We start from the raw sequence: 25,419 nt of genomic DNA, 5'->3' as shown, positions 1-25,419 counted from the left end.
TTACTTTTTATATTTTTAATGTCTTAATTTTCAGGCATGTAATAGTTCTCCATTATCATCAGTTTTCATTATTTGATTATACTCGATTATGGTTACCTGTTCTTCAAATTCTTTATAAATTTCACAAACTGTAACTAAATGTTCTTTTTTATTCTCAATTAAAAATTTTTCCAGTTTTTTAAAACTAGATAGATTTTTACTCAATACATTTCTCCAAGTTGCTTTACCATTCATAAATTTCACAAATGAATTTTTATCTTCAACTACAAAATATTTACTGCGATGATCATTTGCAGTAAGAAGACTAATATAGTTACTGAAATAACCTCGTCGTCTTATACCATTTGCACTATTTTCATTCCATTTGCCAAATTTGAATTCAGCAATACGTAAATTGGTTTCCATGTCAAAATGTTCTTTATGATTTCCTGCACCTAGGGATAAATACTGCATTTTTTCATCTTCATGAAGCCATACTTCTTTTGCTATCATGATGCCAGATGCATGGACAATTTCATCAATTTGCGATGACGCTTCTTTTATTATTTTAGCAGCCGTGAAAATACTCTCGAAATTAGGAAATGAAATTGTCTTCTCTAATCTCTGTAAATCTTTCAGGGTTTCACTGATATTTTCGTTTTTAAAAATTTTAACGATATTTATCGCTTCATTTAGATTCATATTCGCAACCATTTTTACTTATCTTAATTTTGTGTTTTTTTTTAAAACATTCTTTTTACTCTTATTCCTTATCCATTAAATTCCTGTTCTTTCATTTTTGAAATCACTTGCTTTAGATTGATTTCTCTATCTATTCTAATACGCTCCTTTTCTAGTACCATAGTTTCCTTGTAATTATTGATAAGGAAAACTATCAATAATATAAAACAGATTAGAATAAAAATGTAAATTATATGTTCACAATTGAGTATTTTAATTTTTTTCATTCTGAAGTTATTAAAGTAGTTTCTTTCATCTTCCGCACTATATTTTCTATTAAGTTGATAATGCGAATGTTACGAACTACAAAGCATTTCAAAATACTAAAAATTTGAATAGTAAAAAACATGATAAAACCATAAAATATAATTTAATGAAATTTGAAGAATTTTATGAATACTAATTTTGGCACTTAATTAGTTATGAAACGTTAATTGAGAATTTCAATAAAAGGCGCTTATATTATTTATCTATTAAAACTGTTCGTTTACTTTTTTGCAATCTTGAATTTGTTTTTCAGAATGCACCTTTAGTCATGTAATCAGGTAGATATGAATATAGTAAAAGGCAAGCATTGACTAAATGATAGAAAATAGCTGTAAATAATAATTTTAAATTATTATCATATAATTCCTTATATCCTAAATGTTGATCAAAAATTCCCGTAACAGAGTAACAAACAGTTGCTACACAAAACCAAAGAAAAGCAATACCCAAAAGCTTAATTAATGCATTGTCCCTTTTCTTACCTATAGTTAAAGCAATAGCTAACCCTTCTATTGAAAATCCTATTCTTTGCAATAATAATTCTGGACTATCATAATTTAAATTCTCATAAATAAATAGCAGGCAAAAAACAAAAAATACAGGACCACATATTATTAATGTTAGATGTTCTGTAAATTTAAAATTTACTCTTTTCTTTTTATTAAAGAAATAACCAATTGTAACTATAATCGTAACTATAAATAATGTGGAAATAAGTACTAACAAAAAATTTGAACTAAGCTCCTGATTTGTGCCATCTAACATAAATGCTTCTAAATAAATATAAGATAAGTAAATACTATTCAGGACAGATAGCGATGCAAAAATTACATAAATTATTTTTCTTACTAACATTCTAATACTTTGTTTTGAAAAAATAAACTTTAGTAAAAAGTATTAAAAACATTGCAATTACAGCTATTATAAAAAAAATAATAGCAGCATTGCACCCTACAAGCTTTTTATCTTCTGAATTTTTATTTGGCAAATTAGATTCTTTTTTCATTACCAAACTTTTAATTCATTAGTATAATGTAGCATATAAATAATTGTATATATAATGCGATCGCCAACCATTTCAATTTCAAACTCTAAAGTTAATATTTTCTCCATATCTTATTTATTCCAATAAATTATATCCTATTGCAGAAAATACTATTGCAAGTAGTACCTATTTTTTTGAAATATTTATTTACATAATTTTAGTATTAATGTGACCTCATTCCTTTTGCAAATTCGTATATCCACAATGTTAATGAAAGTACCTTAGATCTACCAGCTTTTTCCATACAATTATTTTCAGAATTATGGCGATATTTATTGTAAAATGTTATGGCGATAAACTTTAGTAAAAAGCATCATAAACATTGCTATAACTGCGAATATAAAAAACCAAATAACTAAATTACATCCTGTAGGCTTTTTTTCTTCTAGTTTATTTTCTAATAAATCAGAATCTTTTTTCATTACCAAACTTTTAATTCATTACTCCCTTTTGGCATATAAAGAATTGTACATCTGATAGAACCGTCGATACCCATTTCTGTTTCAAACTCTAAGTTAATTATCTCTTCCTTATCTTTCTTTCTTCTTAAGATCACCAATCTATTATTTGCACTAAAAGTCATTTCATAATTTTCAATTGGATATACTTTTCTATTTTTAACATCTTTTCTAACTCTTTTTATATCAAGATTTTCTTCTTTGTTTTGATCTAACATTTCTTTTTTCGTAAAATACAAGTAAGAAATTGTTCTTAAATCACTACGCTCAATTTCTTTAAGAAAAGATAAACCATCTCCATTTACCAATAATTCTCGCAGTTGATTATATTTGGCAACAACTTTTTCTTCTATATTAGGAATTTTTGATAAGTCTTGAGCTAACTCTAAATCCTTACTAAAATCAAACGGAACAATTGCTTCAAATGGTATTTTGAGTTCAAAATAGGGTACTTTCATACTGCCAATATTTTCGGGTAATTCTACATGAGCTAAATTTGTATAAGTATCCACTCCATCATCTTTATGTTTTGCATAATGCAATTTGACATCTAAATCTGCATTATCAGCGATAAACTCCTGTCCTTCTTTAGGATATATTTGTATGGTTATGAGCTGTTTTCCTGACTTTGTTATATAATCGTTTAAAAAGAGAGGTGTACTTGCACCACTATTATTAAAAAAAGTAATCCAATGCGGTATGTCATTACAGGAAACCAATACCCTACAATTATTTTTATTTACTTGTAATACATAAAGTGGTTTTTTATCAAATGTTTCTATTTTATCGTACATTTTATCCTGATACGCTATAATCTCTTCTTCCATTTTAATTTCTTCTTTTAAATTATTCTTTTTATCATTTTTTGAATTCTGTGCACAGCTATTCATAAAAAATAGGCTTGTAATGCAAATAATAGTTTTTTTAAAGTACATAATATTTCTCTGTTTTACATATATCCTTATGATAATCTACTAAGTCAAATTTACCATTAACACCAAAATTATCTGGTGTTTTATCACGCCTGCTAATCGTTAATTTTCCTACAACCTTTAATGTAATTCCTGTAAAATCGGCGCTTAATTGTAGATACATTCCTTTTTCATCCCTTCCTCCGGTGGCTATGCCAACAAAACCACATTCCGCTTCTGCGGATAATTGCCCATCTACACCTGTACTCGTTTCACTTATTTTCTCTTCTCCTGCTTTTTCTGATTTTGTATAAATTACTTTAGAAATCGTTGCTTTAATTTTAAACCCTAACTCAATGCCTATTAAGAGCGAAATCTTAGCATCTGTTTTATCATTACTAGCGTTCATAAAATCAATAGTTTGTCTTAGGTCAATTTTTCCCTTTACATATAAATTAAAATATAATTCACTATCAATGTTCACTGGAATATTGCTACGATCAGTTAACCATTTTGCACCAACTTTAACATATCTTAAAGCTGCTAATACAGGTTTTACAGGTGGTATGTAATCTGCAGCAGCCACTAAATCTATTCCTCCTTTACCCTGTATTAAAGGTTCTAATCCAAATTGTAGGTTTCCTATACATTTGACTTTTCCATCTTTTTTATCTACATCCCAATACCATCCTCCTCCTAAACGTACTGTAGGAAAGCTAAATTCTATAAAAACGGGAAATTTAGAGCCTACTATGTTTTTGTCTTTCGCCATTTGCATTGCTCCTTGTGCATTACCCTTAGCCGCTTCATCTCTGTGTGATATTGTATCTAAAACCTCTTTTACACTACTAAGAGTTGATAATACTGTTTTTATTTTGTCTTCAATAAAAGCACCATAATCAGATGTATTAGCTCCATTATTCGTACTGGCTTTGATATGTACCTCTCCTGTGAAGTCTCTTGTCATTTTTTTTGCAGAAACACCAGTTTCTCTTGCCTTTTTTTGGTGTATTTGAAAAATATTTTTTCGTGTAGGTTTACCTTTTTCATCTGTAACAATTGGATCTCCAAAAGAATCTTTATCACTAGGCATTAAAGTATGGGCAAAACTTTCAGAAGTTTTAGACGTAATCAAAATGTAAGCTTCCCATTTAATATCAGGAACAATTTTTATATTTATGTTATGATTATGTCTACATGTATTTGATTTTATTGATAATACTGGTAATTCTTTAAGTTTTGATTCTGTAAGAAAAAAATATTCAAAAAGGTTAATTTCGTCGTAATTAAAAAAAGATTCAAAATCAATTCTAGAAGGTTTCTGACTAAGTATCGTTATATTTTTTGGTAAATTATCAACGACAGCAGTAAGTTGATTTACATGTTTACTTTTTCCAGACAAAATGCATTCGTCGATATTACTGTTCTGATCTACCTGAATTATAGTTTTCTTTTTATCAATACCTGACATTAATCCTACTTCTATGGTCGATAACCCTATTTTTTCATTGTCTTCTTTGTATAAATCTGTAATCTCGCCTTTAGCATTTACCATTTCTATACCTGTATATTGGCAGGGTGTAAAACTTGCTATATTCGTTTTTACTTTACCAACAACTACAGGATTGTTGGTTTGTTCTATTACTGTCTGGTGTTTTTCTCCGTCAACCGAAACTTCTAAAAAACAATCTTTAGGGACTTTTAATGATTTTCTGGTTTCAAGTGATTTTACAGTAGGATAAATTTTAAGGTTTTTTCCAGCAGAAAACATCCATTTATGATCTATAAGAACAGGAATTCGTACTTTTTGAACGTGTGTTTCAGATTTACCATTTATTTTTATTCCGCCAGAAATCCCAGTTTTATTTATTTCATTTGCAAGTAATTTATAGATTAAAACTTCACATGTAAAATTAGCCATATTAGAAATGGATAATAAATCATCTCGATCGACTACGTCTCTATCCCACAATTCAACCTCTAAATTATTTCCATACATATGAGTTGTATAAATATTTAAAAGTACAGTGGATCCAAAACTTACTTTTCCTGTAATTGGTTTGCAATCAAGATCTGTCCAGGCTATCCGAACAATTTGGGGAGTACCTTTTGCAGTAACAAATAAGCCGTTTGGAGTATCGCCTAAAGCAGGATCATTTTTAGTAAAAACTTCCAGCCAGGCAAAACCACCCCCTACAAGAATTTCCGGAAAGCTGATGCGCTTTTCATGTTCTTTAGGCATTCCGATAGTAAAGTCAGAGTTATGTTCTAAAACTCTACCATCCATAGTATTACCTATCACTTCCCAACACCAACTTAACGTAGAAAGTTCCTCACTTATTTTTTTATTAAAAGCATCTTTATCTTTTTCATATTCTTCTTCTTGTTTTTCTCTTCTTTTGTGATCGGCAACATACATGTGTCTATCACCAATATCCGGCATTTTCCAAACCTCTTCCTGAGTTAGTTTTTTAAAAGGAGGAAGTTTTTTCGGAGCTCCATTATGGAGTGCAGCTGTAGGAACAATTTCAACTGTGAAAATTTCTGCTTTTGATAATGTTAAGCATCCCATTGCCTTATCAAATTTTTGATCTTTGGTAAGTTTGGGAACAAGATGTAAATTTTTGCTCATGTTTTTCTTGTTTAATTTTTGTTTTCAATCATTAAAATAGCATTTCCGAGATCTCCAAAATTCACACCGGGAAAGATTTCATTCAACACTTCAGGCTTACTTTTCTCCGTGTTTTTTTTAGTAACTTCCGAAGTTTGACCATGATCTTTTATAGTAATACAATCGGGACCTCCAATTGGGCAAGTTCCCTTACTGTCTTCCAACAGTATTTTACCTTGATTTGATAAAGTTGTTTTTTCATAAAAATCACTCCATTTTGTAATTGTGGCTTGACAAGGCAAGTAATCACCACTTCCATTAGGTTGCATTTTACATTTACCAAAAGTGTTTTTCTCCAAAGTTTGCCCAATTTCTTTATCAGTAGCAATAAGTTTTTCTTCTCCATCTTTATCATTAGCATAATGTTTAGATTGGGTTTTAACTTTTAACTTATCTTTTTTTGGCTCAACACTAAATTTACATTGGCACGTTGCCCCTTGAATTACAAAATGTTTCTCAGACATAATAAATAGGTGTTAGTTTTCTTTAATTTTTGTTTTATACTAAAATAATTTGCCCCAAAAGCCTGTTTTCTTTTTTACCGGCTCATTTTCTTCTTCTACAAAAAAAGAAATATTCCTCTGTTTCGGTTTTGATTGAGGTCTAAAAGAACTATTTTCAGGTAAATGATAAATCTCTATTTGGGTTGTTCTATTTATTTTTTCTGTGACCGTAGTTTTGTAAGTTCCTATTATTGAAAAAATACTTCGGTCTTCACCATACAATTTATATTTAACCTCCATTTCTGATTTTAAAGGTGTAACGTCGATTCCAGACATTTCTGATTTTGGATAAGTGTATTGATTCAACACTTCATTTATTGATCTTTTGTCTATTGAATTACCTTTAACGTTGATGAAAATTTTATCTGTTGCAGAATAATATTCTTCTATTGACTGTTTAACATCATAAGAGATAATTTGATTCCCAAAAACAGGTGATTTCCAAATAAAGTTTAGTGATTCATCTTTGGTGTAGTTGTTAAAGATTGGTTTGAAATAGAGATGAAAAAACCAAGTTTTACAAATTGATTCTTTTAATAAAATTTCATTATTTAAAGTTGATTCGATTTTTTGCAGTATTTCAGAGACGATATTTCCAACATAGTATTTAGATAGTGTTTTTTTTATTGGAAGCCATCTATTTTTAATGTCATTATGATTTGTTATTTCAATGATGTTTCCCTCTTCGCTTACTTTTATGTTAAGTGGATAAATTGCTTTTGAACTGCTGTCAGCTATTTGTTCTATCTTTAAATCAGGTTCAAGATTGTCAACATACACTTGTTTTCTATTTATTTCAAAAGATAAATTATTATTACTATAACTTTGGATGCATACTACATCTACTTCGAAATGTATGCTGTTAATTATCTGGTCGTTTTCAAAATTTTGGCAAATAAAGCCATAGGTTCTAGTTTGACTAAAAGGTGTAAATTCTAATGCAACAGTATCTTTATCTAAAAATACTCTTTTTAAATCTGACATATTAAATAATTATTGGCTATATATGATTTTATCTTATCAATTAAAAAACTTACAACATATTACATATATGTAATTGATTATTAGTTATTTATTTTATTCAATTATTAAAAAAACAATTAACTAAACCTTTAAAATGTAAGATTAATTACGGTTTTAAAGGTACATGTTTTTCTTACAATGTAAAATAAAACACATATAAATAACTAAGTATCATCTGAAATATATTTAATTATTTTCTTGTTAAATGTAATATGTTAGTTTACAGCTATTTAGTTTGTGATATTTTTTACAAGAAAATAGTATAATTTAACTTTATATTAAAATGTATAATTCAAGAAATGCTATTTTTAAATGAATTAATCAAAATTAACCCCTCTGTTTTCATCTAAATCAGTTATTTCTTCTTTTTTAATTTCCTGAATGAAAAAGGAAACTGGCATTCCTGCTCGTGCAAAGAAAGCATGAGAGAACTTTTGTGTAGTACTGAATCCAACTTCCTCAGCCAAAGCTTTATTGCTATACTTTCTAACCGCTTTATCATTTTGCAATAGAGAAATTAAATAATCTACTTTGAGGTCATTAATGTAATCGACGAACTTTTTTCCTCTATAATGGTAAATTATTTTTGATAGATACTTTACATTTGTCCCAAAGGCTACAGATAATTTGCTAGAAGTCAAATCTTTTTCAAGGAATTTATCATCCTTTTCAAATTTCTCCAGTTGCTTCAAAAGTGATTTTACTTTATCCTGATTTATATCAGCAATTATGCTGGTTATTTGTCTCTCTTCAACTTTGGCGGATTTACCTTTGGTCATTAGTTCTTCGTATTTTTGTCGATAAATACGCTTATTGTTAATATTCCTGTATAACAAAAAGACTAGTAAAAAAAATAAGAAAGCAATAACCAAACCCAGAATCGAATCATTGTATTTTCTTTTAGTAAAAAGATCTTCTATACTTTTTTTATCTGCTAATAGTTTTTTGGTGTCATACTCTTTATGAATCTTGTTGGATAGATATCGATACCTGCTGTCTAAGATCTTGTCTACATTTAGTAACTTTTGTATGTAATAAAGCTGATTGTTTAAATCGTCTTTAGACTTATAATAACGTATCATCAACTCATAATTCTCGCGAAGATCTGGCCGAATATAATTTTTAGCTTCAATAATCTGAACGACTTTTTTAAAGTAAGGCAACGCTGTTTCATGTTCATTTAACTGCCAATAACTTTTACCAATATAAAAATAACCAACAGCTTGGTTTGCAAAGTCCTTCTTTTCTTTTATAACAGCTAAAGAATAGTTGATGTGCTTGATAGCATCCCTATAATTCTTCAGAGAAAATTGATTAATTCCTTCCGAATGAATAAAATAAGATTCCATATCTGTATTGTTCAGTCTTATGCCTTCGGTCAAACCTTTTTTATTTATTTCTGAACATAAACCATAATTGCCAACTCTGTTATAGCATAATCCAAGTGAGTGAAGCGAGTTTAGATAGCCTCTGGGATTTTCTTTTTTAAAGTAAACAACACATTCCCGAAATAACGATATGGCTTCATCATAAAAACCTAAATAATATTTTATATGGCCTATCGTATACTTTACTTTATAAATTAAATAGTTGTCTGTAGTTTTTGAAATAAAATCATTCGCAATGAGGTAATTGTCTAAGGCCTGATCATGTTGTTTCAAGCCGTAGTAAACGATTCCTTTTGATAAATAAGCCGAACCGATCAGATTGTTCTTTTTAGACTGCTTAGCACTGAATATCATGCTGTCAGCGTAAACAAGCTTTAACTTATCAGGTGAATGATGAAGGTAATTTTTGTATCCATTGACGATTTCCTCGAAATTTTTTTCAGATTTCGACTTTAATAAAAACGATTTTAAATACAAGGACTGATTGATAGTATCACCTTGTAACTGCTCAATCCTGTCATAAAGATAGTCATAATCTCTACGTAGAAGTGAGTCTGGATTTTTAAAGGCATTTTCTTGTGCTTTAATTTGATTTCCCAAGCACAAGCATAGGAAAAAAACGAGTAGATATTTTTTAATCATAGGTTAAGATAAAAGTGCATACTATTTATTTATAGGATAAAACTTAAATAAACGGGTTTTGTCTTCCAAAAATGTTCTTGAGCAATTTTTTAAAAAAAAGGAGCATCAAATATAATATAAACAATTGATAATGAGGTTTATATTTTTAAAAAATAGGATGTTGATTTTCGGAAAATCAATATGCTATTTTCGGAAAATCAACAATACATGTTTTGTGAGATTGAAATCCAGCGTCTAGCTTTGTCCCGAATTCAAAAGCAAAAATGTTTGGCATCGTGCTAAATAAAAGTTCTGCTTCCCGGGGAAATGAACTGGCGAAAAAAAAAGTAGCCAGTCACATTTAACACACTTAATCATGAAAAATTTATCATTATGGGTACTTATCATTACAATTCTGTCGATTTCCTGTACAAATGATTTTACAGCTGACAGCGAATTAAAAGAAATTAATTCCTTTGAGGGCTCAAATTCTAAGCTGAGTAAATCCAATGTATCCAGTTTCGCTAAAAATTCACTTAATCTGGAAATCGATCAACTGCTATCGCAATTTTATGATCAAAGTAATTTCGATGCTGAATCTATTATTTTTATTAATCAGGCGATCCATCCCAATGGAAATACAACAGTAACATTGGTTACAAGTAATTTAAACCTAACCAATTCCTCTATAGATGAAATCAGAAATGCAGTAGGCCAATCGCAGGGCCTATTTGAATTAAACGTCGAGAATCCATCTATGACATTAGCAGGGAAAGCCAGTCTGTCGGACTTTATTGAAAGCACAATGCAATTCAATAATGTTGATTACGAAAGTATGCTGGACTCAATAGCACTTTATCAATCTAATATTAGCACGGATAATTCCTATAGCTCAGAGGATAAGTGTGTCATACTCGCTATATCTTCGATTGCAGCTTCTTCCATTTTTTATGAAAAAAAGCGAGAAGATAAAGATTGGGAAACAGCAGTTGGTAACAAGGTTGATCAAGTTACTTTTAAAACGGTGAGAATGGCTTTGCTGTCCGGAATTATTCAAAATAATTTATAAAAAAAAAATCATGTATATATCACCAAAAAATGAAAAAAGGATCGTAACTATTTTTTGTGTGTTTCTAATCATTTTTAATCTTATCGAGCTTTATTTCATTTATGAGATGTCGAAGTTTGATGAAATGATCGGTTACCCATCCATAAATGAGATTAAAACCCGCAATATACGACCACTGGCTTTTCTGTTTTTTACAGATAATCTTGCCAATTTATTATTTGTGTCCGTTTCCTTGATGTGGATATTAATGTCCGATAGTTCCGTCAAGACTCATGATACAAAATGATTCAAAATTTTCTTCAGGGTTTATCATAGCAAATGTTTAAAATTAATGTTTTGATAAAAAAAAGTTTATTATACCGGAATTCAGACTTAAAGGTCTTTACGTTTGAAAGGTTTTCCTCGAAAGCTGCACTGGAACAATATTTTAATAGCAGTTACTTCATTATAATTTTGATAAATTCAGGATGTGTAACCTTGCAGGCAAACCATGTGGAGTATTGTTTGTGTCCAAGTGAGCTGCTTGTAATACCGGTTAGAACTTCTTGCGAGATTGTATTGATGAGTGAAACAATGGAGATTTCTCTACTTTCTTTTACACCAGGCTTTATCTTTAAGAATACAATACGAAAACCAAACATAGGTTTCTTTGAATTTTTTATTTCAAAATGTCCATCGAAAATAAATCTTAAGGATGAGGATTCTCTTTTACTAAATGATTTGTTCGCTTTGACAGGAAACAAAAGATACAAAACAAGTGAATATCCATTTTATAACGAAGTACTGTCCCTTAGTTTCAATCTTTTGTTGTATGTGCTTGCTTCAATATACAGCAAAGATTCCTGTAATGTAAAAGAAAAACATACCAGAAAGGAAAAACTGGTATTCCAATTTTTACAACTGGTAGAGCTTCATTGTGCAAAAGAGCATAGTGTGAAGTTTTATGCTGATGCATTATTAATAACAAAAGGACACCTTAGTAAAACCGTACAGCAGGTCACCAATAAGACCGTTAAGCAGTTTATCGAAGAAGCACTTATTTTGGAAGCTAAAATTTTGCTTCAAAATGATGACTTGACCATTTTGCAGATTATTGAGGAATTACATTTTTGTAATTCCTCATCTTTTAGCAATTTTTTTAGAAAATCAACTTTCATGTCCCCCTCGGAGTACCGTTTAAGGCTGGGATCTGAATGAACCTGAAAGATGGAATTATTGTTTGCATAATACTATTAATATGATACAATCCGCTTACAAAGATGTCCTTTACAGTATCGTGAAAAAAGAACAGGAAATCAGTTTGGAATCCGTGCATGTAATAGACGAATCCTATCGTATGATTATTTTCCTGCAGGATTTATTGTCAGGAATGAAAAAGCAAGTTTTGGAGCATCATTTTACAGAGGCAAATGAAGAAATCGAATTCTTCAGAATTATTAAGCCTCAAATACTTGGAAAGTTGATTTACTATAATAAAGTTTACAGGATAGAAACATCCTGTCCGGTAAATGGAGGAAAAATGTATTATAAATATTTTTCCGGTGAATTGCAGCATTTGAAAAATGAATACAAAGAGCATATTTGCAATTCTGATTTTTACCGGTATTATCGGTCAGGACGTACGGACAGAGACCATGACTTTTTTAAATTAGGAAGAATAAATCTAAACACTGGCCTAAACAGTTTTATTTTTGAAGTTGATACTCAATTTTCCACATACTATGATTACAAAGTTTCCCGTATCATAGCTGATGAACTGCTCTATAATTACTTGATTATCAAGATTAATCCTGTAGATAAGCCGGATGTGGTTTTGCAGAATGCTGAATCTACAAAAGATATTTTCTGGACAGAATCGAAAAATGCACTGATAGAATTGATTTATGCACTTTATACATCCGGGGCAATTTCTAACGGCAAAACTGGAATCCGCAAAATTAGCTTAATCTTTCAAATGGTGTTTCGTATCCAACTAGGTGATATTCACCATGCTTTTCACCGTATGAAAGAACGTGCGGATAATCGCACCTTATTTTTAGACCAGCTCAAATCTTCTTTAGATCAGTATATGGATAAAGATTTATAATAGTCATATTTTTTTCCCAACTAAGGCAGTGTTACAAAAAAAAACACTGCTTTTTTTATTGTACTTACCCATGTCTACCCTTTGGCATAATATTTCTCTGGTCTCAGAATCCTAGCTGTAAAATCAAAAAAGTATTGATAAACAGGCAAATTATTTATTTTTTGAAAACCCTCAAAAACATACTTTTCAATTGGCAAGACTTGGCAGGTAATGTCGTGGATGCTCTCCAATTTTGCATAGATCATTAAGCGAAAATTAGTAATTGAAAAAACAAATCTATTATGAATATCGACAGAATGGAATTTATGGCATGGATGGAGCGAATAATGGACCGCTTCGATATACTGGGTGAACACTTTGAAAACGCTCAGAAACAAAAGAGCGCTATTGATGGAGAAGAATTGCTGGACAGTCAGGACTTGTTTATGATGCTCAAGGTCAGTTCTCGTTCTTTACAACGTTACCGATCCTCCGGTAAGCTTCCTTATTACACTATTAGCGGCAAATTGTATTATAAATTATCTGATGTAAACCAATTCGTCCGCGATAGCTTTTCTGCTCCATTGAGAAAAAAAATCAAGACAATACCGGACAAATAAAGCCTGTCGAAGAACTGATGCGCCAAACTGTTCAGTCTTAGTGTAATTTCGACTGTACTTTAACAATACTAAAAAATATATTATGAGTGAACAAGAGAAACCCGAACAAGAAGTTCCAGAACAACTGACCGATATTCTTTTAGTACTGGATCAGGAAAAAATGAAAATTGTAGCTGTAAAAGGAATTGATAAAAATGGAGAATTGGAAACGGTTCCCGCTGATAAAAAAAATCAAAATCAATTTATGCGGGTTGATAAGCAAGGAGATCTCTTCTCCAACTTCTTTTCCAATTTCTTCAGCCAGCTAAAAAATCCGACCCGTTTCAATTTTTTCAAAGTCCCACAACTTCTGTCTGTTGATATTGCGGCAGAAATGCAAAAACAGATTGATAATCCAAAGCCGGAAGGCGAAATACTAATGAAAAAACATGAAGTTAAAATGGAATTGCAAAAAGATAACAAAGTAGAAAATCATAAAAACATGGACACAACACAAACAACATCAGAAACAAACGAGTATCGTTTCAAACCAGAACAAATCGATTGGGATACCATGAACAATCTGGGACTCAGTAAAGAAAAACTTGAAAAAATGAATCTGCTTGAACCGTTACTCAAGGGGTACAAGTCGAATGAGCTGGTACCCATCAGCCTTAATTTAGGAACTGCTATAACACGCATGGATGCGAGACTTTCATTGCAGTCAAATGAAGAAGGACAGGTTGTGGTTGCCATTCACGGTATAAGGAAAGAACCAACATTAAATTTTCCATTTTTCGGGCATGAATTCAATAAAGAAGATAAGGAGAACCTGCTAAAAACCGGAAATATGGGACGTGTTGTAGATCTTACCAATCTCAAAACCGGAGAACCGGTTCCCTCAATCATCAGTGTAGACAGGCTAACCAATGAACTGGTCGCTCTTCATGTTGATAAGATAAAAATTCCCGATGAAATTAAAGGAATCAAACTTAAAGAAGAACAAAAACAAACCTTACTGGAAGGGAAACCGATTTACATCGAGGGTATGATCTCTAAAAAAGGAGAGCCATTTAATGCTACTATCCAGTTTAACGCCGATAAACGATATGTCGAATTCCAATTTGACAGAACCCAAAGTACTAGTCAAACCCAAAACAATCATCAGCAACAAAACCAGGAAGTTCCAAAAACCATACGAGGGAAAGAACTCAGCGAACAACAGTACGAACAATTTGCAGCAGGAAAAACTATTTACGTAGACGGATTGGTGGATAAACAAGGTAAAGAATACAAAGGATACCTGACTTTCAATAAAGACAGTGGTAAAGTCGCTTTTTCATTTAGCAATCCTAACAGTGTGAAAGTTCAGCCAGCAGAAGAACATAAAACCCAGACTGCTGTCAATTCAGAGGGTAAAACTAATGAGGCTACCAAAAATATCACGGAACCACTAAAATCAGGACAAAAAGAACCTGACAGTAAAAAGCAACAGGAAGAACAAGAACAAGACAATACACAAGCTAAAAGCAAAGGCAGAAAAATGTAACCATAAAATATTGAGATATGAAAGCAGTGATCGCCGAGAAACCAAGTGTGGCCCGTGAGATAGCGCTATTACTTGGCGCAGTAAATAAGGAAAATGGTTTCTTTACAGGGAATGGTTATATGGTTACCTGGGCTTTGGGGCATTTGGTAGGACTGGCTATGCCGGAAGATTATGGGATTTCGGGTTTTCAAAAGGAAACCCTGCCCATATTACCTAATCCTTTTTTATTGAAAATAAGAAAAATAAAAAAAGAGAAAAACTATGTAACTGATACTGGTGCGGTAAAACAACTTAAAATAATCCAACATGTCATTAACAAATGTGATAGCATCATTGTGGCTACTGACGCTGGACGTGAAGGCGAATTGATTTTCCGTTACATCTACGAATACCTGCAATTTAAGAAACCCTTTGAACGTTTGTGGATTAGCTCACTTACTGAGAAAGCCATCAAACAGGGATTTGATAATCTAAAACCAGGCAGTAATTTTGATGGTTTATATCTGGCGGCACGGGCAAGAAGCCGTGCCGATTGGCTTGTAGGTATCAATGCTTCACAAGCGCTCAGTGTTTCAGCAGGCAGAAGTATTTATACATTAGGAAGAGTACAAACACCAACGCTGGCTTTAATCTGTAAACGATATTTGGAAAACAAAAGTTTTGCAATCAAGACGTTCTGGCAGCTAGAGCTTAGTCATCAAAAAGAGTTTATTAACTTTAAAAGTCTCTCCAAAAACAAATGGGATGATAAAAAACAAGCTGATGCTATTTTTAAATCTATTCAGCGAAGTAAAACTGCCAATGTTACTTCCATAGAAAGCAAAACAATTACTGAGCAGCCACCATTGCTTTTCGATCTGACGGGTCTACAAAAAGAAGCCAATAAAAAGCTGAACTTTTCAGCAGAAGAAACCCTTACTATTGCCCAAAGTCTATACGAAAAGAGATTCATCAGCTATCCAAGAACCGGAAGTAAATATATATCGGAAGATCTTTGGGATGATATTCCTAATCTGGTCAGAGCATTGGAAACGAGAGACTCTTTTAAAGAAGCTTTTACCAGAATAAAATGGGGACGATTGAATAAACGCATAGTTAATGACCTGAAAGTAAACGATCATCATGGGCTGCTTATTACAGAAAAAAATCCATCGGCATTATCAGCTAAGGAAAATGCGATTTATGATATGATTGCACTAAGGTTACTTGAAGCAGTTTCGGAGGCTAGCATAAAAGAAATTACAGAGATAACGTTACAGGTTTTACATTATGATTTTTCTTTGAAAGGCTCTAAAGTCATGCAGGCAGGATGGCGTGCCATTAAAGGAAGTTTTTTTGACGAGGAAAGCGAACACATTCAGGAGCTGCCAGCATTAAAAGTTGGTGATGAAATTAAAATCCAAGAAGCTGTTGTACTGGAAAAGAAAACGAAGCCTCCTGTTTTATACACAGAAGCTGGGCTTTTATCAGCTATGGAAACTGCCGGAAAAGAAATTGAAAGTGAAGACGCTCGAAAAGCATTACAAAATATTGGAATAGGTACGCCGGCGACAAGAGCTACTATCATAGAAATACTTTTTAGCAGAAAGTATATTCAACGGCAAAAAAAATCACTGATACCAACTGAAAAAGGTTTACAAGTATATAATATTGTGAAAGATAAGAAAATTGCAGATGTAGCAATGACCGGCGAATGGGAATTAACTTTAGAAAAAATAGTACATAATCAAATGGATTCTGTTATATTCCAAAGAGAAATCGAAGCTTATGCCGTTTCTATTACTGAAGAACTTCTTAATACTCCTGTAGTAATTGAAGGCTTACCAACCCTGATTTGCCCTAAATGCAGAGACAAACAATTACTCATCAAAGATATCCTTGTTAAATGTCCCGATGACAGCTGCAAATGGATACAGTTTCGAAATGTTTGCGGAGTTCAGCTAAGTATACAAAATATAGAAAATTTAGTCAATAAGGGAAAGACCCCTCTTATAAAAGGTATGATGAGTAAGTCTGGGAAAAAATTCAATGCTTATATTGTACTTACCGATGATGGGAAGACAGTTTTTAAGTTTGATAAAGCAATAAATAAATAGGTTATCAAATTTTTAATTTAATAGATTAGAAATTATTAGCATAGACTTTATATAATATGATTTAAAAATATGGAAAAAAAATAATTAATGACAGCATTATTTATAAGATAATGGATTTAGAACTAGTAAAATAATATTTGAAATCGTTTTAAAAATAATAAGGTTTTCTAAAAGTAATTTTTGGAAAACCTCTTTTTTTGAGGTTTATTCAAGTACAGATAATTGTTTTAATTTATAATGGTCAGATATTCTAATTTATCTGATTTCCATAGTAAAACTTCTTGCTCACTTAATGGGGTTGTAGAAATTACTTGATATTTCTTTTTTGAAATTTTTTTATCAACTTTTTTGGAGTTAGACTTTGTATTTTTAAACAATTTTATTCTAATTCTAACAATGTCATTCTTAATAATTTCTCCGGGAAACAAATCTGTATAAGTTTGTAAGTTAAATATGTTGACAATTCTGTTAACAAGACGAATATTATACCTTGCCCTTTCTTTGAGATTTTCTACTTTACTTACAAATCCTTCTGATAAATCTAATTTTTGCGACAAAGCTACTTGAGAAATATAAGGAATTGAATTAATTCTCATATCTCTGACTTTTTCAATCAAATAAAAGTCTAATTGGGAAATTACTATTTCTATTACTTCTTCTTCCATAGTTATAAAAGATGAAAGAAATGTCTTTTTTTTAAAATACACACACCTACAGGTGGATGCGTTAACTTTTTTTATTATATTTGAAAATTAAATAATCATTCAATGAGAAAATCTGAATATGATTGTTTAATTTTGCGATTCTTCATATAAAAAATATTTGAAGCATTCGCTTTGAATCTCGAACAGAAAACTGGTAATTTTTAACACGCGAGATGATAAGTATGATGCTCACGCTTTATTGGCGTGGGCTCTCTTATTGTTGTGTGGGTATACCAGTACCTCTGTTCGATAAGCTGAGTTCCGCGCCTTTTTTTAGGTTTAATTTTTCTCCGCTTTATTCATAGCAATCTTCTTTATTTCATAGTATCGCATCAACATTTTTTGTCTAACAATTAATTGCTTGCCTGCCTATGAAATAAACCTTTGTGATACTTACTGCCTGTACTGTTTAAATTTTATTTGAATTAGTAAAACAGTATGGGCTTTTCAAATTTCATGCTACTTTCTAAGTTTCAACAATATTTACTGTTGAAACTAAACAAAAAAAGGCCCTCTATCCACTGTTGACGCAAGAATAAAGAGCCTCATTAAACAAACTTTCGTTTTAATTTAACCTTATTCAATATTATGAAAAATTTTTCATTTTACAAGGGTTGGATGCTTCTTTGCTACATAGTTATTTTAACAATTTATCTGTTTAGTAATACTTTAAGAGCGAACCCAACTTTGCTAAATCTGCCTAACCAGCAGAAACAAATTACAGGAATCATTACAAACGGGACAATACCTCTTACTGGTGTTACTGTAAAAGTAAAAGGCAACACTAGAGGTACTGTTAGTGATTACGATGGCAAGTATTCCATTACTGCTAACACTACTGATGTCTTGATTTTTTCCTATCTGGGATACAAAACAATCGAAATTACTGTGGGAAACCACAAGATTATTGATGTCAAAATGTTTGATGACACTACATCGTTACGTGAGATAACAGTCAACGCAGGTTACTATTCTGTCAAGGAAAAAGAACGTACAGGAAGCATTGCAAAAATAACCTCCAAGGATATTGAAAAACAACCCGTCAACAATGTGCTGGCTACGATGCAGGGACGGATGGCTGGGGTGAACATTACGCAAAATACAGGAATGCCTGGTGGTGGTTTTAATATCGAAATTCGTGGACAGAACAGCCTTAGATTGGAAGGTAACAACCCTTTGTATATTATTGATGGTGTTCCCTATTCCTCACAGGATATAGGCAGCGGCTATACATCGGGCAACATACCGAGTCAGAACAATCCACTTAACAGTATCAATCCGAGTGATATTGCAAATATCGAAGTATTGAAAGATGCCGATGCTACAGCAATTTATGGCTCGCGTGGAGCCAATGGTGTGGTTCTTATCACTACTAAAAAAGGAAAAGAAGGTAAGACAACCTTTACCACAAACTATGCAAATGGTTTTGGTCAGGTAGCCCATTTTATGAAATTGATGAAAACTCCAGAGTATCTCGCTATGCGAAGAGAAGCATTTGCGAACGATGGCGTAACAAATTTTCCATCCTATGCTTATGATGTCAATGGCATTTGGGATCAGAATCGAAATACTGACTGGCAGAAAGAAATTATTGGCGGCACTGCCACATATACAAATGTTCAGTCTTCACTATCCGGAGGTTCCGCGCAAACTCAATTCCTTCTTAGTGGGAACTATAATAAAGAAACTACGGTCTTCAATGGAGATTTTGATTATATCAAAGCTAACGGACATCTAAGCGTTAACCACGAATCAGAGAATAAAAAATTCAAAATCAACTTTACCACAGGTTATACTGCGCAGTTTAGTAGTCTTCCATCCATCGACCTTACCCGTGACGCCCTTACTTTGGTACCCAATGCTCCATCGTTATACGACGGGTTTGGAAATCTGAACTGGGAGAATAATACTTTTGATAATCCGATGGCAAAATTAGAAGGAAAAATCAAAGGACAGACCTATGACTTTTTAGCCAATACATTATTATCTTATGAATTGGGTTTAGGATTTATCGCAAAAGCCAGTTTAGGATATACCGATCTCAGACAAGAACAGCTAAACTTATTGCCCTCTACGATATACAATCCGGCTTATGGATTGGGAAGTGAGGTTTCTTCCGTATTTTCAAATACCCTGAACCGTAGTTCATGGATTATAGAGCCGCAATTGGGCTGGAGCCGTACTTTAGGTAAAGGGAAAATTGAAGTTTTAGCAGGAAGCACCTTCCAAAAGCAAAAAGGAGATCAATTGGTCAGCGTATCAGAAGGTTTTGCCAGTAACAGCTTAATGGAAAATCCCGCTTCTGCGGCATTCTATCTGATTTTAAACAGCGATGAAACGGTATATAAATACCAAGCCTTTTTTGGAAGGGTAAATCTCAATTGGAAAAGTAAATACCTATTGAATCTGACCGGCAGACGAGACGGATCAAGCCGTTTTGGACCCGGCAGGCAGTTTGCCTCCTTTGGGGCTATTGGAGCGGCATGGGTATTTGGTGAGGAAGATTTCATAAAAGAAAAAATGTCTTTTTTAAGCTTTGGAAAATTACGTACCAGTTTCGGAACCAGTGGTAACGATCAGATTGGAGATTATCAGTATTTAGATACCTATAGTACTTCGGGTTATACATATCAGGGCATAGGCGGCATACAACCTACAAGGCTTTTTAATCCTGATTTTGGCTGGGAAACCAATAGAAAATTGGAACTGGCATTGGAAACAGGATTTCTGAACGATCGTATTTTTTCAACCGTGGCTGTCTTCCGTAACCGCTCTTCCAATCAATTGGTTGGTATTCCGCTTCCAGGTACTACGGGATTTAGTACCCTACAGGCGAATCTGGATGCCGAGGTGCAAAACAGCGGAGTGGAACTGAGTCTGAGAACCGTGAATATCAAACAAAAGAATTTCAGCTGGACCACGAACTTTAACCTTACAACCACCAAGAATAAACTGTTGTCCTTTCCCGGACTTGAAGCCTCTTCTTATAAAAACCAATACGTTATCGGACAGCCTGTGAATATTGTTCAAGTATACCATTACACCGGACTGGATGCCAATACTGGAGTATATCAATTTGAAGATGTCAATGGTGATGGTATTCTTTCTACCGCTGATGATAAAAAGACTATCAAAGACCTAAGCCCGAAATACTACGGAGGATTACAGAACCAATTCCGTTATGGTAATGTACAACTGGATTTCCTTTTTCAGTTTGTCAAGCAGTTGAATTTCAATGAAAATTACAGAACGTCAATGCCCGGTACGATGGTAAACCAACCTGACGGAGTGACCCAGCACTGGCAGAACCCGGGCGATGTAGGTCCATACCAAGCTTATAGTGACAGCAATGCAACACTAAGGGCTGCCAGTACACGTTTTTCTCAAAGTGATGCGGCAATCAGCGATGCCTCGTTTGTCCGTTTAAAAAACGTTTCACTTTCTTTTGATCTGCCACAGAGCTGGACAAAGAAATTTGCCTGCAAATTGAGTTTGCAAGGTCAGAACATCTTCACGATCACTTCTTATAAAGGGATTGATCCGGAGTTTAGATCCTCGGGGTATTTACCGCCACTGCGCATTTATACCACTAGTATCCAACTTACTTTTTAATATTAAAGAATCATATCATGAAAAAATATAATCCACTCTGCTTATACCATTGGAACCAGCAGAAAAAACTTTTACACGTAATTCCTCTATTATTTTTAATTAGTACGTTATCATGTCTCTTTACAGCCTGTGATAATTTTACTGACGTTGACCTGCCCTCTTCACAGTTAACCGCTGCGGATGTATTTGAAAACAAAGCCACCGCTAATGCAGCAATGGTAGACATCTACTCTAAAATCAGGGATCATGGACTCCTTACAGGTTACCCATCGGGGCTTTCGAGCCAATTGGGTTTATACGCTGATGAATTGAAGTTTTACGGTCTTTCGGGAACAGGTCAGGCTAATTTTTACAACAATTCACTACTGGCTTCTGATTCAGAAATGAGTGAATTATGGAACAGCAGTTACAATCAGATCTATGCGGCAAATGCCGTGCTGGAAGGCGTAGCAAAATCAATGGGGCTATCAGCTGTTGATAAAGCACAATTAACTGGGGAAGCACTTTTTGTGCGAGCGTTAATCCATTTTTATCTAGTGAATACTTTTGGTCCGGTTCCTTTTATCATCACTACCGATTACAGACAAAATAGTGTGGTGCATCGTATGTCCGAAACTGAAGTCTATACCCAGATCAAATCTGATATGGAACAGGCAGCCGTATTACTTCCTGCTGATTATATTGGAATCGAACGCGTACGTCCAAACAAATGGGCAGCACAGGCGATGCTGGCAAGGATATGTTTGTATTTGCAGCAGTGGGATGAATCCTCGAATGCGGCTTCAGCTGTTTTGAACCAAACAGGCTTATATGTTTGGCCGACAGGACTTGACGGAGTATTCGGCAAAGAGAGTTTATCCACCGTTTGGCAGCTCATGCCTGCCGTTCAGGGAGCTAATACCTACGAAGGAGGAATTTTTATTTTTACTCAAGGACCGCCGCCCTCACTTGCTATTAGTCAGGAACTCTTTGGAGCATTCAGCAGTAATGACCTTCGTCGTGACCAGTGGATTAAAAGCGTTACGGACGGTACTACAACATGGTATCATGCCAACAAATACAAAGAATCTTCCAATACCGGCTCTTCAATGGAATATTCTATTGTGCTCAGAATGGCAGAGCAATACCTGATTCGTGCAGAAGCCCGTGCTCATAGTGGTGACTTAATTGGATCCAAAGAAGACTTAAATAAAACAAGAAATCTGGCAGGACTTGGTGATACAACTGCTATTACAGCAGATGAAATCATTGCGGCTGTATTGGAGGAACGCCGTCTTGAATTTTTTACCGAATTCGGTCATCGTTTTCTTGATCTCAAAAGAACGGGAAAACTTGATGCTGTCTTATCTACCGTGAAAACTCAATGGAATACAACGGATAGACTGATTCCAATCCCTGAAGCTGAACTGCTGTTAAATCCAAATATTGCCCCCCAAAATGCAGGATATTAAACCATATAAACCCTTTGTTGCTGGTCTTGCCGGTTTCATTTTTTGGTTAGTTGCCTGTCCCCAATTATGGGGACAGGGTAACCAAAAACGTTTCCTGAGTAAAGAAGAATATTCCTTGTGGAGTAAACTCGTAGCACGAAAACTATCCAATGATGGTAATTGGGCTAGTTATCTACTGTTGTATGAATCCAAGAAGGATACCCTCTTTGTAAAGAATACTAGAGACAATGCGACCTATCATTTTCCAAATGCCAAGGACGGAGAATTTAATGGAGAATCGGAATTTGCCTGTATTGCCAGAGATACGCTGTTACTCCAAAATTTGCGCACTGGGAACCTCATCAAAACATCCAATGTTTTTGACTTTGTCTTTTCAGCCAATCAAAAATTTTTGGCTATACTCATAAAACAAGCCGATGAGAAATATACATTGGAAATTCAGGACGATTCTGGCAAAACTCGGGAGCGAGTTTGCGATGTGAGCCAATGGTATTTTGAGCCCCAACACAAAGGGATTGTATATGCTACAATATCAGGGGAAAACCATAGTATTGGATTTATAAAGCTGGAGGCAGGAATGATAAAAGAAATGATTCTGTCCAATTACAAATCAGCATTCCAAAATCTCATTTGGAAAAACAATACCATTGCTTTTCTGCAAAATAAAAAAGACAGTCCGTTGCTTTTAAATTATAATATAAAAAATGGCAGACTAAAAGAGTTGGATCCTACCAGCCAAAAAGGTTTTCCCCCTGATATGAAGATCTCAGCAGAACTATATAATAGTTTAATGGTATCAGACGATGGGAACCGTATTTTTTTCTGGCTTAAAGAAAATAAAGAAAGGCTCCCAAATATTGACTCCAATGCGGTCCAGATATGGAATACCAAGGACAGACTGCTATTTGACCATAAGAAGTATATTGGAGAATATAGTTTACTGGATAAAATGGCTGTATGGTCAGTAAAAGAAAATAAATTTCTCCAAATTACCGACAGACAGTTGCCCCGTGGATTTCTAAGTACAGACTATACGCAAGCTTTTATTTTTGATCCAATAGCTTATGAACCGCAGAATAGTTTTGACGGACCTTTTGATTTGTATGTTGTTGATTTACAGACCGGAAAAAGAAAATGCATTTTGGAGCATTATGACTCTGATCAAATGCCTATTCCATCACCAAACGGACAGTATTTGCTGTATGCAAAAGAAAATAATTGGTGGATATACAATACAAAAAAAGACATCTACACAAACATCACTTTAGATATGTCGGAATCTTTTTTCCGTGGGGATCAGGATATGCCTATTAGTGCCAGTCCATATGGAATTGGAGGCTGGACTGCTGATGGTTTCATTATTCTATACGATAAGTATGATCTTTGGCAAGTTGCTTTGGATGGCTCCGCTAAAAAGCGATTGACCGAAGGAAGGGAAATACAAAAAACATATCGGATAAAAGATTTAGTTTCCGGATTCCGATTAAATGACATCGAAGCTAAAAAAACAACACTCGATTTGAAAAGCGGTTTAATACTGGAAACGAAAGATAAAAACACTGGTGCCTCGGGTTTCAGTAAATGGATACTAACTACCGGAATATCAGATATGGTATGGGAAAACAAAAAAATAAATCAACTCAGCAAAGCATCGAACGTCGATTGTTATCTGTACATAGAACAGAGTTATGAGTTATCTCCAATGCTTATGGTGTATGACGGCTTTTCAAAACAAATTTTCAAAACCAATAAACAGCAAGAACATTTTTATTGGGGTAAAGCTGAGGCTATTGAGTATATTGTTAATGGGAAAAAATTGCAGGGTATTTTGTACTATCCGGCTGGATATAACAATGCAACTAAATACCCAATGATCGTGCACATCTATGAGCGGCAATTCCAATATTTTAATGATTATCAGAATCCAACTTTGTACTGCAGTGATGGTTTTAACGTCAGTAATTTTACCCAACAAGGCTATTTTGTACTGCTTCCTGATATGGCATTTGAAATTGGAAATTTAGCAGATTCCACGACCAAAAGTGTCTTGGCTGCTGTAGATGCAGTTATTGAAAAAGGACTTGTTGATCCTAAAAAATTAGGGCTCATTGGTCATTCTTTCGGAGGTTATGAAACCGATCTTGTTATTACACAAACGAATCGTTTTGCCGCAGCTGTTTCCGGGGCAGCTTGGACTGATTTAATAAGCAGTTATCTCTATGTTGGGGCCACTTTCAGACGACCGGATTTTTACCGGGCCGAACACGATCAGCTTCGTATCGGTAAATCGCTTTTTGAGGACATAAATAGTTATTTGAAAAATTCTCCGGTTTTGCAGGCAGTCAATGTAAATACTCCATTATTGGGTTGGACAGGTGAAGAAGACCGACATATTCATTCCCTGCAAAGTATGGAATTCTATATGGCACTTCGCCGATTAGGCAAAACACATACATTACTCGTTTATCCTGAAGAAGAGCATAATTTAGACCAAAGAAAAAACCAAAAAGACCTTACCCAGCGCATTGGACAATGGTTTGATTATTATCTTAAAAACGGCAAGCAATACCAGTGGATGAAAAATGATTTTCAATAATTAAAATATAGTATTCCCTTTCATAAATGTAGCCGCCTAATTAATTAGGCGGCTACATCATTTTTGCTTCA

The 25,419-nt window shown here is 33.6% G+C and carries 19 protein-coding genes; 9 read left to right on the top strand and 10 right to left on the bottom strand.

The window, feature by feature from the left end; all coding sequences use genetic code 11:
* Positions 1-30: 30 nt before the first annotated feature.
* The 9 genes from M0M44_RS02590 to M0M44_RS02550 form a co-directional block, all read right to left on the bottom strand.
* The gene (locus tag M0M44_RS02590; RefSeq protein WP_248728383.1) at positions 31-681 is read right to left on the bottom strand and encodes a hypothetical protein; all 651 of its coding nucleotides are present in this window, start codon (positions 679-681) and stop codon (positions 31-33) included.
* 555 nt (positions 682-1,236) lie between these two features.
* Positions 1,237-1,842: a hypothetical protein gene (locus M0M44_RS02585; RefSeq protein WP_248728382.1), complete on the bottom strand. Its 606-nt coding sequence runs from the start codon at positions 1,840-1,842 to the stop codon at positions 1,237-1,239.
* A 1-nt stretch (position 1,843) separates the two neighbouring features.
* A complete protein-coding gene (locus M0M44_RS02580) occupies positions 1,844-1,993 on the bottom strand; it encodes a hypothetical protein (protein WP_248728381.1) in 150 nt (49 codons plus the stop codon).
* 311 nt (positions 1,994-2,304) lie between these two features.
* The gene (locus M0M44_RS02575; RefSeq protein ID WP_248728380.1) at positions 2,305-2,454 is read right to left on the bottom strand and encodes a hypothetical protein; all 150 of its coding nucleotides are present in this window, start codon (positions 2,452-2,454) and stop codon (positions 2,305-2,307) included.
* A complete protein-coding gene (locus M0M44_RS02570; RefSeq protein ID WP_248728379.1) occupies positions 2,454-3,425 on the bottom strand; it encodes a hypothetical protein in 972 nt (323 codons plus the stop codon). The genes M0M44_RS02575 and M0M44_RS02570 overlap by 1 nt, the downstream gene beginning before the upstream one ends.
* On the bottom strand, positions 3,415-6,033 hold the full coding sequence (locus M0M44_RS02565; RefSeq protein WP_248728378.1) for a hypothetical protein: 2,619 nt from the start codon (positions 6,031-6,033) through the stop codon (positions 3,415-3,417). The genes M0M44_RS02570 and M0M44_RS02565 overlap by 11 nt, the downstream gene beginning before the upstream one ends.
* Positions 6,034-6,044: 11 nt before the next feature.
* Positions 6,045-6,536: a DUF4280 domain-containing protein gene (locus M0M44_RS02560; RefSeq protein ID WP_248728377.1), complete on the bottom strand. Its 492-nt coding sequence runs from the start codon at positions 6,534-6,536 to the stop codon at positions 6,045-6,047.
* 39 nt (positions 6,537-6,575) lie between these two features.
* Complete coding sequence (locus tag M0M44_RS02555; RefSeq protein WP_248728376.1) at positions 6,576-7,559, bottom strand: hypothetical protein; 984 nt, start codon at positions 7,557-7,559, stop codon at positions 6,576-6,578.
* Between the two features lie 356 nt (positions 7,560-7,915).
* Positions 7,916-9,628, bottom strand: coding sequence for an AraC family transcriptional regulator (locus M0M44_RS02550; RefSeq protein WP_248728375.1), 1,713 nt, complete (start codon positions 9,626-9,628; stop codon positions 7,916-7,918).
* 355 nt (positions 9,629-9,983) lie between these two features.
* Here M0M44_RS02550 and M0M44_RS02545 point away from each other — a divergent pair, with 355 nt between their 5' ends.
* From M0M44_RS02545 to M0M44_RS02520, 6 genes are all read left to right on the top strand, one after another.
* The gene (locus tag M0M44_RS02545) at positions 9,984-10,676 is read left to right on the top strand and encodes a hypothetical protein (RefSeq protein WP_248728374.1); all 693 of its coding nucleotides are present in this window, start codon (positions 9,984-9,986) and stop codon (positions 10,674-10,676) included.
* Between the two features lie 336 nt (positions 10,677-11,012).
* A complete protein-coding gene (locus M0M44_RS02540) occupies positions 11,013-11,873 on the top strand; it encodes a helix-turn-helix domain-containing protein (RefSeq protein ID WP_248728373.1) in 861 nt (286 codons plus the stop codon).
* A 40-nt stretch (positions 11,874-11,913) separates the two neighbouring features.
* Positions 11,914-12,762 (top strand): RteC domain-containing protein, encoded by an 849-nt coding sequence (locus M0M44_RS02535; protein ID WP_248728372.1) that lies wholly within the window; start codon positions 11,914-11,916, stop codon positions 12,760-12,762.
* A 281-nt stretch (positions 12,763-13,043) separates the two neighbouring features.
* Complete coding sequence (locus M0M44_RS02530; protein WP_248728371.1) at positions 13,044-13,361, top strand: helix-turn-helix domain-containing protein; 318 nt, start codon at positions 13,044-13,046, stop codon at positions 13,359-13,361.
* Positions 13,362-13,443: 82 nt separating this feature from the next.
* Entirely contained in the window at positions 13,444-14,889 is a 1,446-nt protein-coding gene (locus M0M44_RS02525; protein ID WP_248728370.1) for a DUF3945 domain-containing protein, read from the top strand.
* A gap of 17 nt (positions 14,890-14,906) precedes the next feature.
* On the top strand, positions 14,907-16,985 hold the full coding sequence (locus tag M0M44_RS02520; protein WP_248728369.1) for a type IA DNA topoisomerase: 2,079 nt from the start codon (positions 14,907-14,909) through the stop codon (positions 16,983-16,985).
* Between the two features lie 227 nt (positions 16,986-17,212).
* On the opposite strand, the gene M0M44_RS02515 is transcribed toward M0M44_RS02520, so the two are convergent.
* A complete protein-coding gene (locus M0M44_RS02515; RefSeq protein WP_248728368.1) occupies positions 17,213-17,650 on the bottom strand; it encodes a hypothetical protein in 438 nt (145 codons plus the stop codon).
* A gap of 627 nt (positions 17,651-18,277) precedes the next feature.
* On the opposite strand from M0M44_RS02515, the gene M0M44_RS02510 reads away from it, so the two are divergent.
* From M0M44_RS02510 to M0M44_RS02500, 3 genes are read left to right on the top strand one after another with little or no spacing between them, the layout of a single operon-like run.
* Positions 18,278-21,301, top strand: coding sequence for a SusC/RagA family TonB-linked outer membrane protein (locus M0M44_RS02510; RefSeq protein ID WP_248728367.1), 3,024 nt, complete (start codon positions 18,278-18,280; stop codon positions 21,299-21,301).
* Between the two features lie 17 nt (positions 21,302-21,318).
* On the top strand, positions 21,319-22,752 hold the full coding sequence (locus M0M44_RS02505; protein ID WP_248728366.1) for a RagB/SusD family nutrient uptake outer membrane protein: 1,434 nt from the start codon (positions 21,319-21,321) through the stop codon (positions 22,750-22,752).
* Positions 22,739-25,348: a S9 family peptidase gene (locus M0M44_RS02500; protein ID WP_248728365.1), complete on the top strand. Its 2,610-nt coding sequence runs from the start codon at positions 22,739-22,741 to the stop codon at positions 25,346-25,348. The genes M0M44_RS02505 and M0M44_RS02500 overlap by 14 nt, the downstream gene beginning before the upstream one ends.
* The last annotated feature ends 71 nt before the right edge of the window (positions 25,349-25,419 follow it).

It is taken from the genome of Flavobacterium humidisoli, assembly GCF_023272795.1.
In the GTDB taxonomy this organism is placed as follows: Bacteria; Bacteroidota; Bacteroidia; order Flavobacteriales; family Flavobacteriaceae; genus Flavobacterium; species Flavobacterium humidisoli.
Note: the sequence above shows the minus strand (reverse complement) of the source record. Positions and strands in the feature narration are given on the sequence as shown.

Excerpts from the sequence above, each read along its gene's own strand:
- M0M44_RS02550 (WP_248728375.1), bottom strand. The coding sequence starts at position 9,628 with ATGATTAAAAAATATCTACTCGTTTTTTTCCTATGCTTGTGCTTGGGA.
- M0M44_RS02560 (WP_248728377.1), bottom strand. The coding sequence starts at position 6,536 with ATGTCTGAGAAACATTTTGTAATTCAAGGGGCAACGTGCCAATGTAAA.
- M0M44_RS02545 (WP_248728374.1), top strand. The coding sequence starts at position 9,984 with ATGAAAAATTTATCATTATGGGTACTTATCATTACAATTCTGTCGATT.
- M0M44_RS02570 (WP_248728379.1), bottom strand. The coding sequence starts at position 3,425 with ATGTACTTTAAAAAAACTATTATTTGCATTACAAGCCTATTTTTTATG.
- M0M44_RS02535 (WP_248728372.1), top strand. The coding sequence starts at position 11,914 with ATGATACAATCCGCTTACAAAGATGTCCTTTACAGTATCGTGAAAAAA.
- M0M44_RS02585 (WP_248728382.1), bottom strand. The coding sequence starts at position 1,842 with ATGTTAGTAAGAAAAATAATTTATGTAATTTTTGCATCGCTATCTGTC.
- M0M44_RS02505 (WP_248728366.1), top strand. The coding sequence starts at position 21,319 with ATGAAAAAATATAATCCACTCTGCTTATACCATTGGAACCAGCAGAAA.
- M0M44_RS02575 (WP_248728380.1), bottom strand. The coding sequence starts at position 2,454 with ATGAAAAAAGATTCTGATTTATTAGAAAATAAACTAGAAGAAAAAAAG.
- M0M44_RS02500 (WP_248728365.1), top strand. The coding sequence starts at position 22,739 with ATGCAGGATATTAAACCATATAAACCCTTTGTTGCTGGTCTTGCCGGT.
- M0M44_RS02580 (WP_248728381.1), bottom strand. The coding sequence starts at position 1,993 with ATGAAAAAAGAATCTAATTTGCCAAATAAAAATTCAGAAGATAAAAAG.
- M0M44_RS02520 (WP_248728369.1), top strand. The coding sequence starts at position 14,907 with ATGAAAGCAGTGATCGCCGAGAAACCAAGTGTGGCCCGTGAGATAGCG.
- M0M44_RS02590 (WP_248728383.1), bottom strand. The coding sequence starts at position 681 with ATGAATCTAAATGAAGCGATAAATATCGTTAAAATTTTTAAAAACGAA.
- M0M44_RS02510 (WP_248728367.1), top strand. The coding sequence starts at position 18,278 with ATGAAAAATTTTTCATTTTACAAGGGTTGGATGCTTCTTTGCTACATA.
- M0M44_RS02515 (WP_248728368.1), bottom strand. The coding sequence starts at position 17,650 with ATGGAAGAAGAAGTAATAGAAATAGTAATTTCCCAATTAGACTTTTAT.
- M0M44_RS02525 (WP_248728370.1), top strand. The coding sequence starts at position 13,444 with ATGAGTGAACAAGAGAAACCCGAACAAGAAGTTCCAGAACAACTGACC.
- M0M44_RS02555 (WP_248728376.1), bottom strand. The coding sequence starts at position 7,559 with ATGTCAGATTTAAAAAGAGTATTTTTAGATAAAGATACTGTTGCATTA.
- M0M44_RS02565 (WP_248728378.1), bottom strand. The coding sequence starts at position 6,033 with ATGAGCAAAAATTTACATCTTGTTCCCAAACTTACCAAAGATCAAAAA.
- M0M44_RS02530 (WP_248728371.1), top strand. The coding sequence starts at position 13,044 with ATGAATATCGACAGAATGGAATTTATGGCATGGATGGAGCGAATAATG.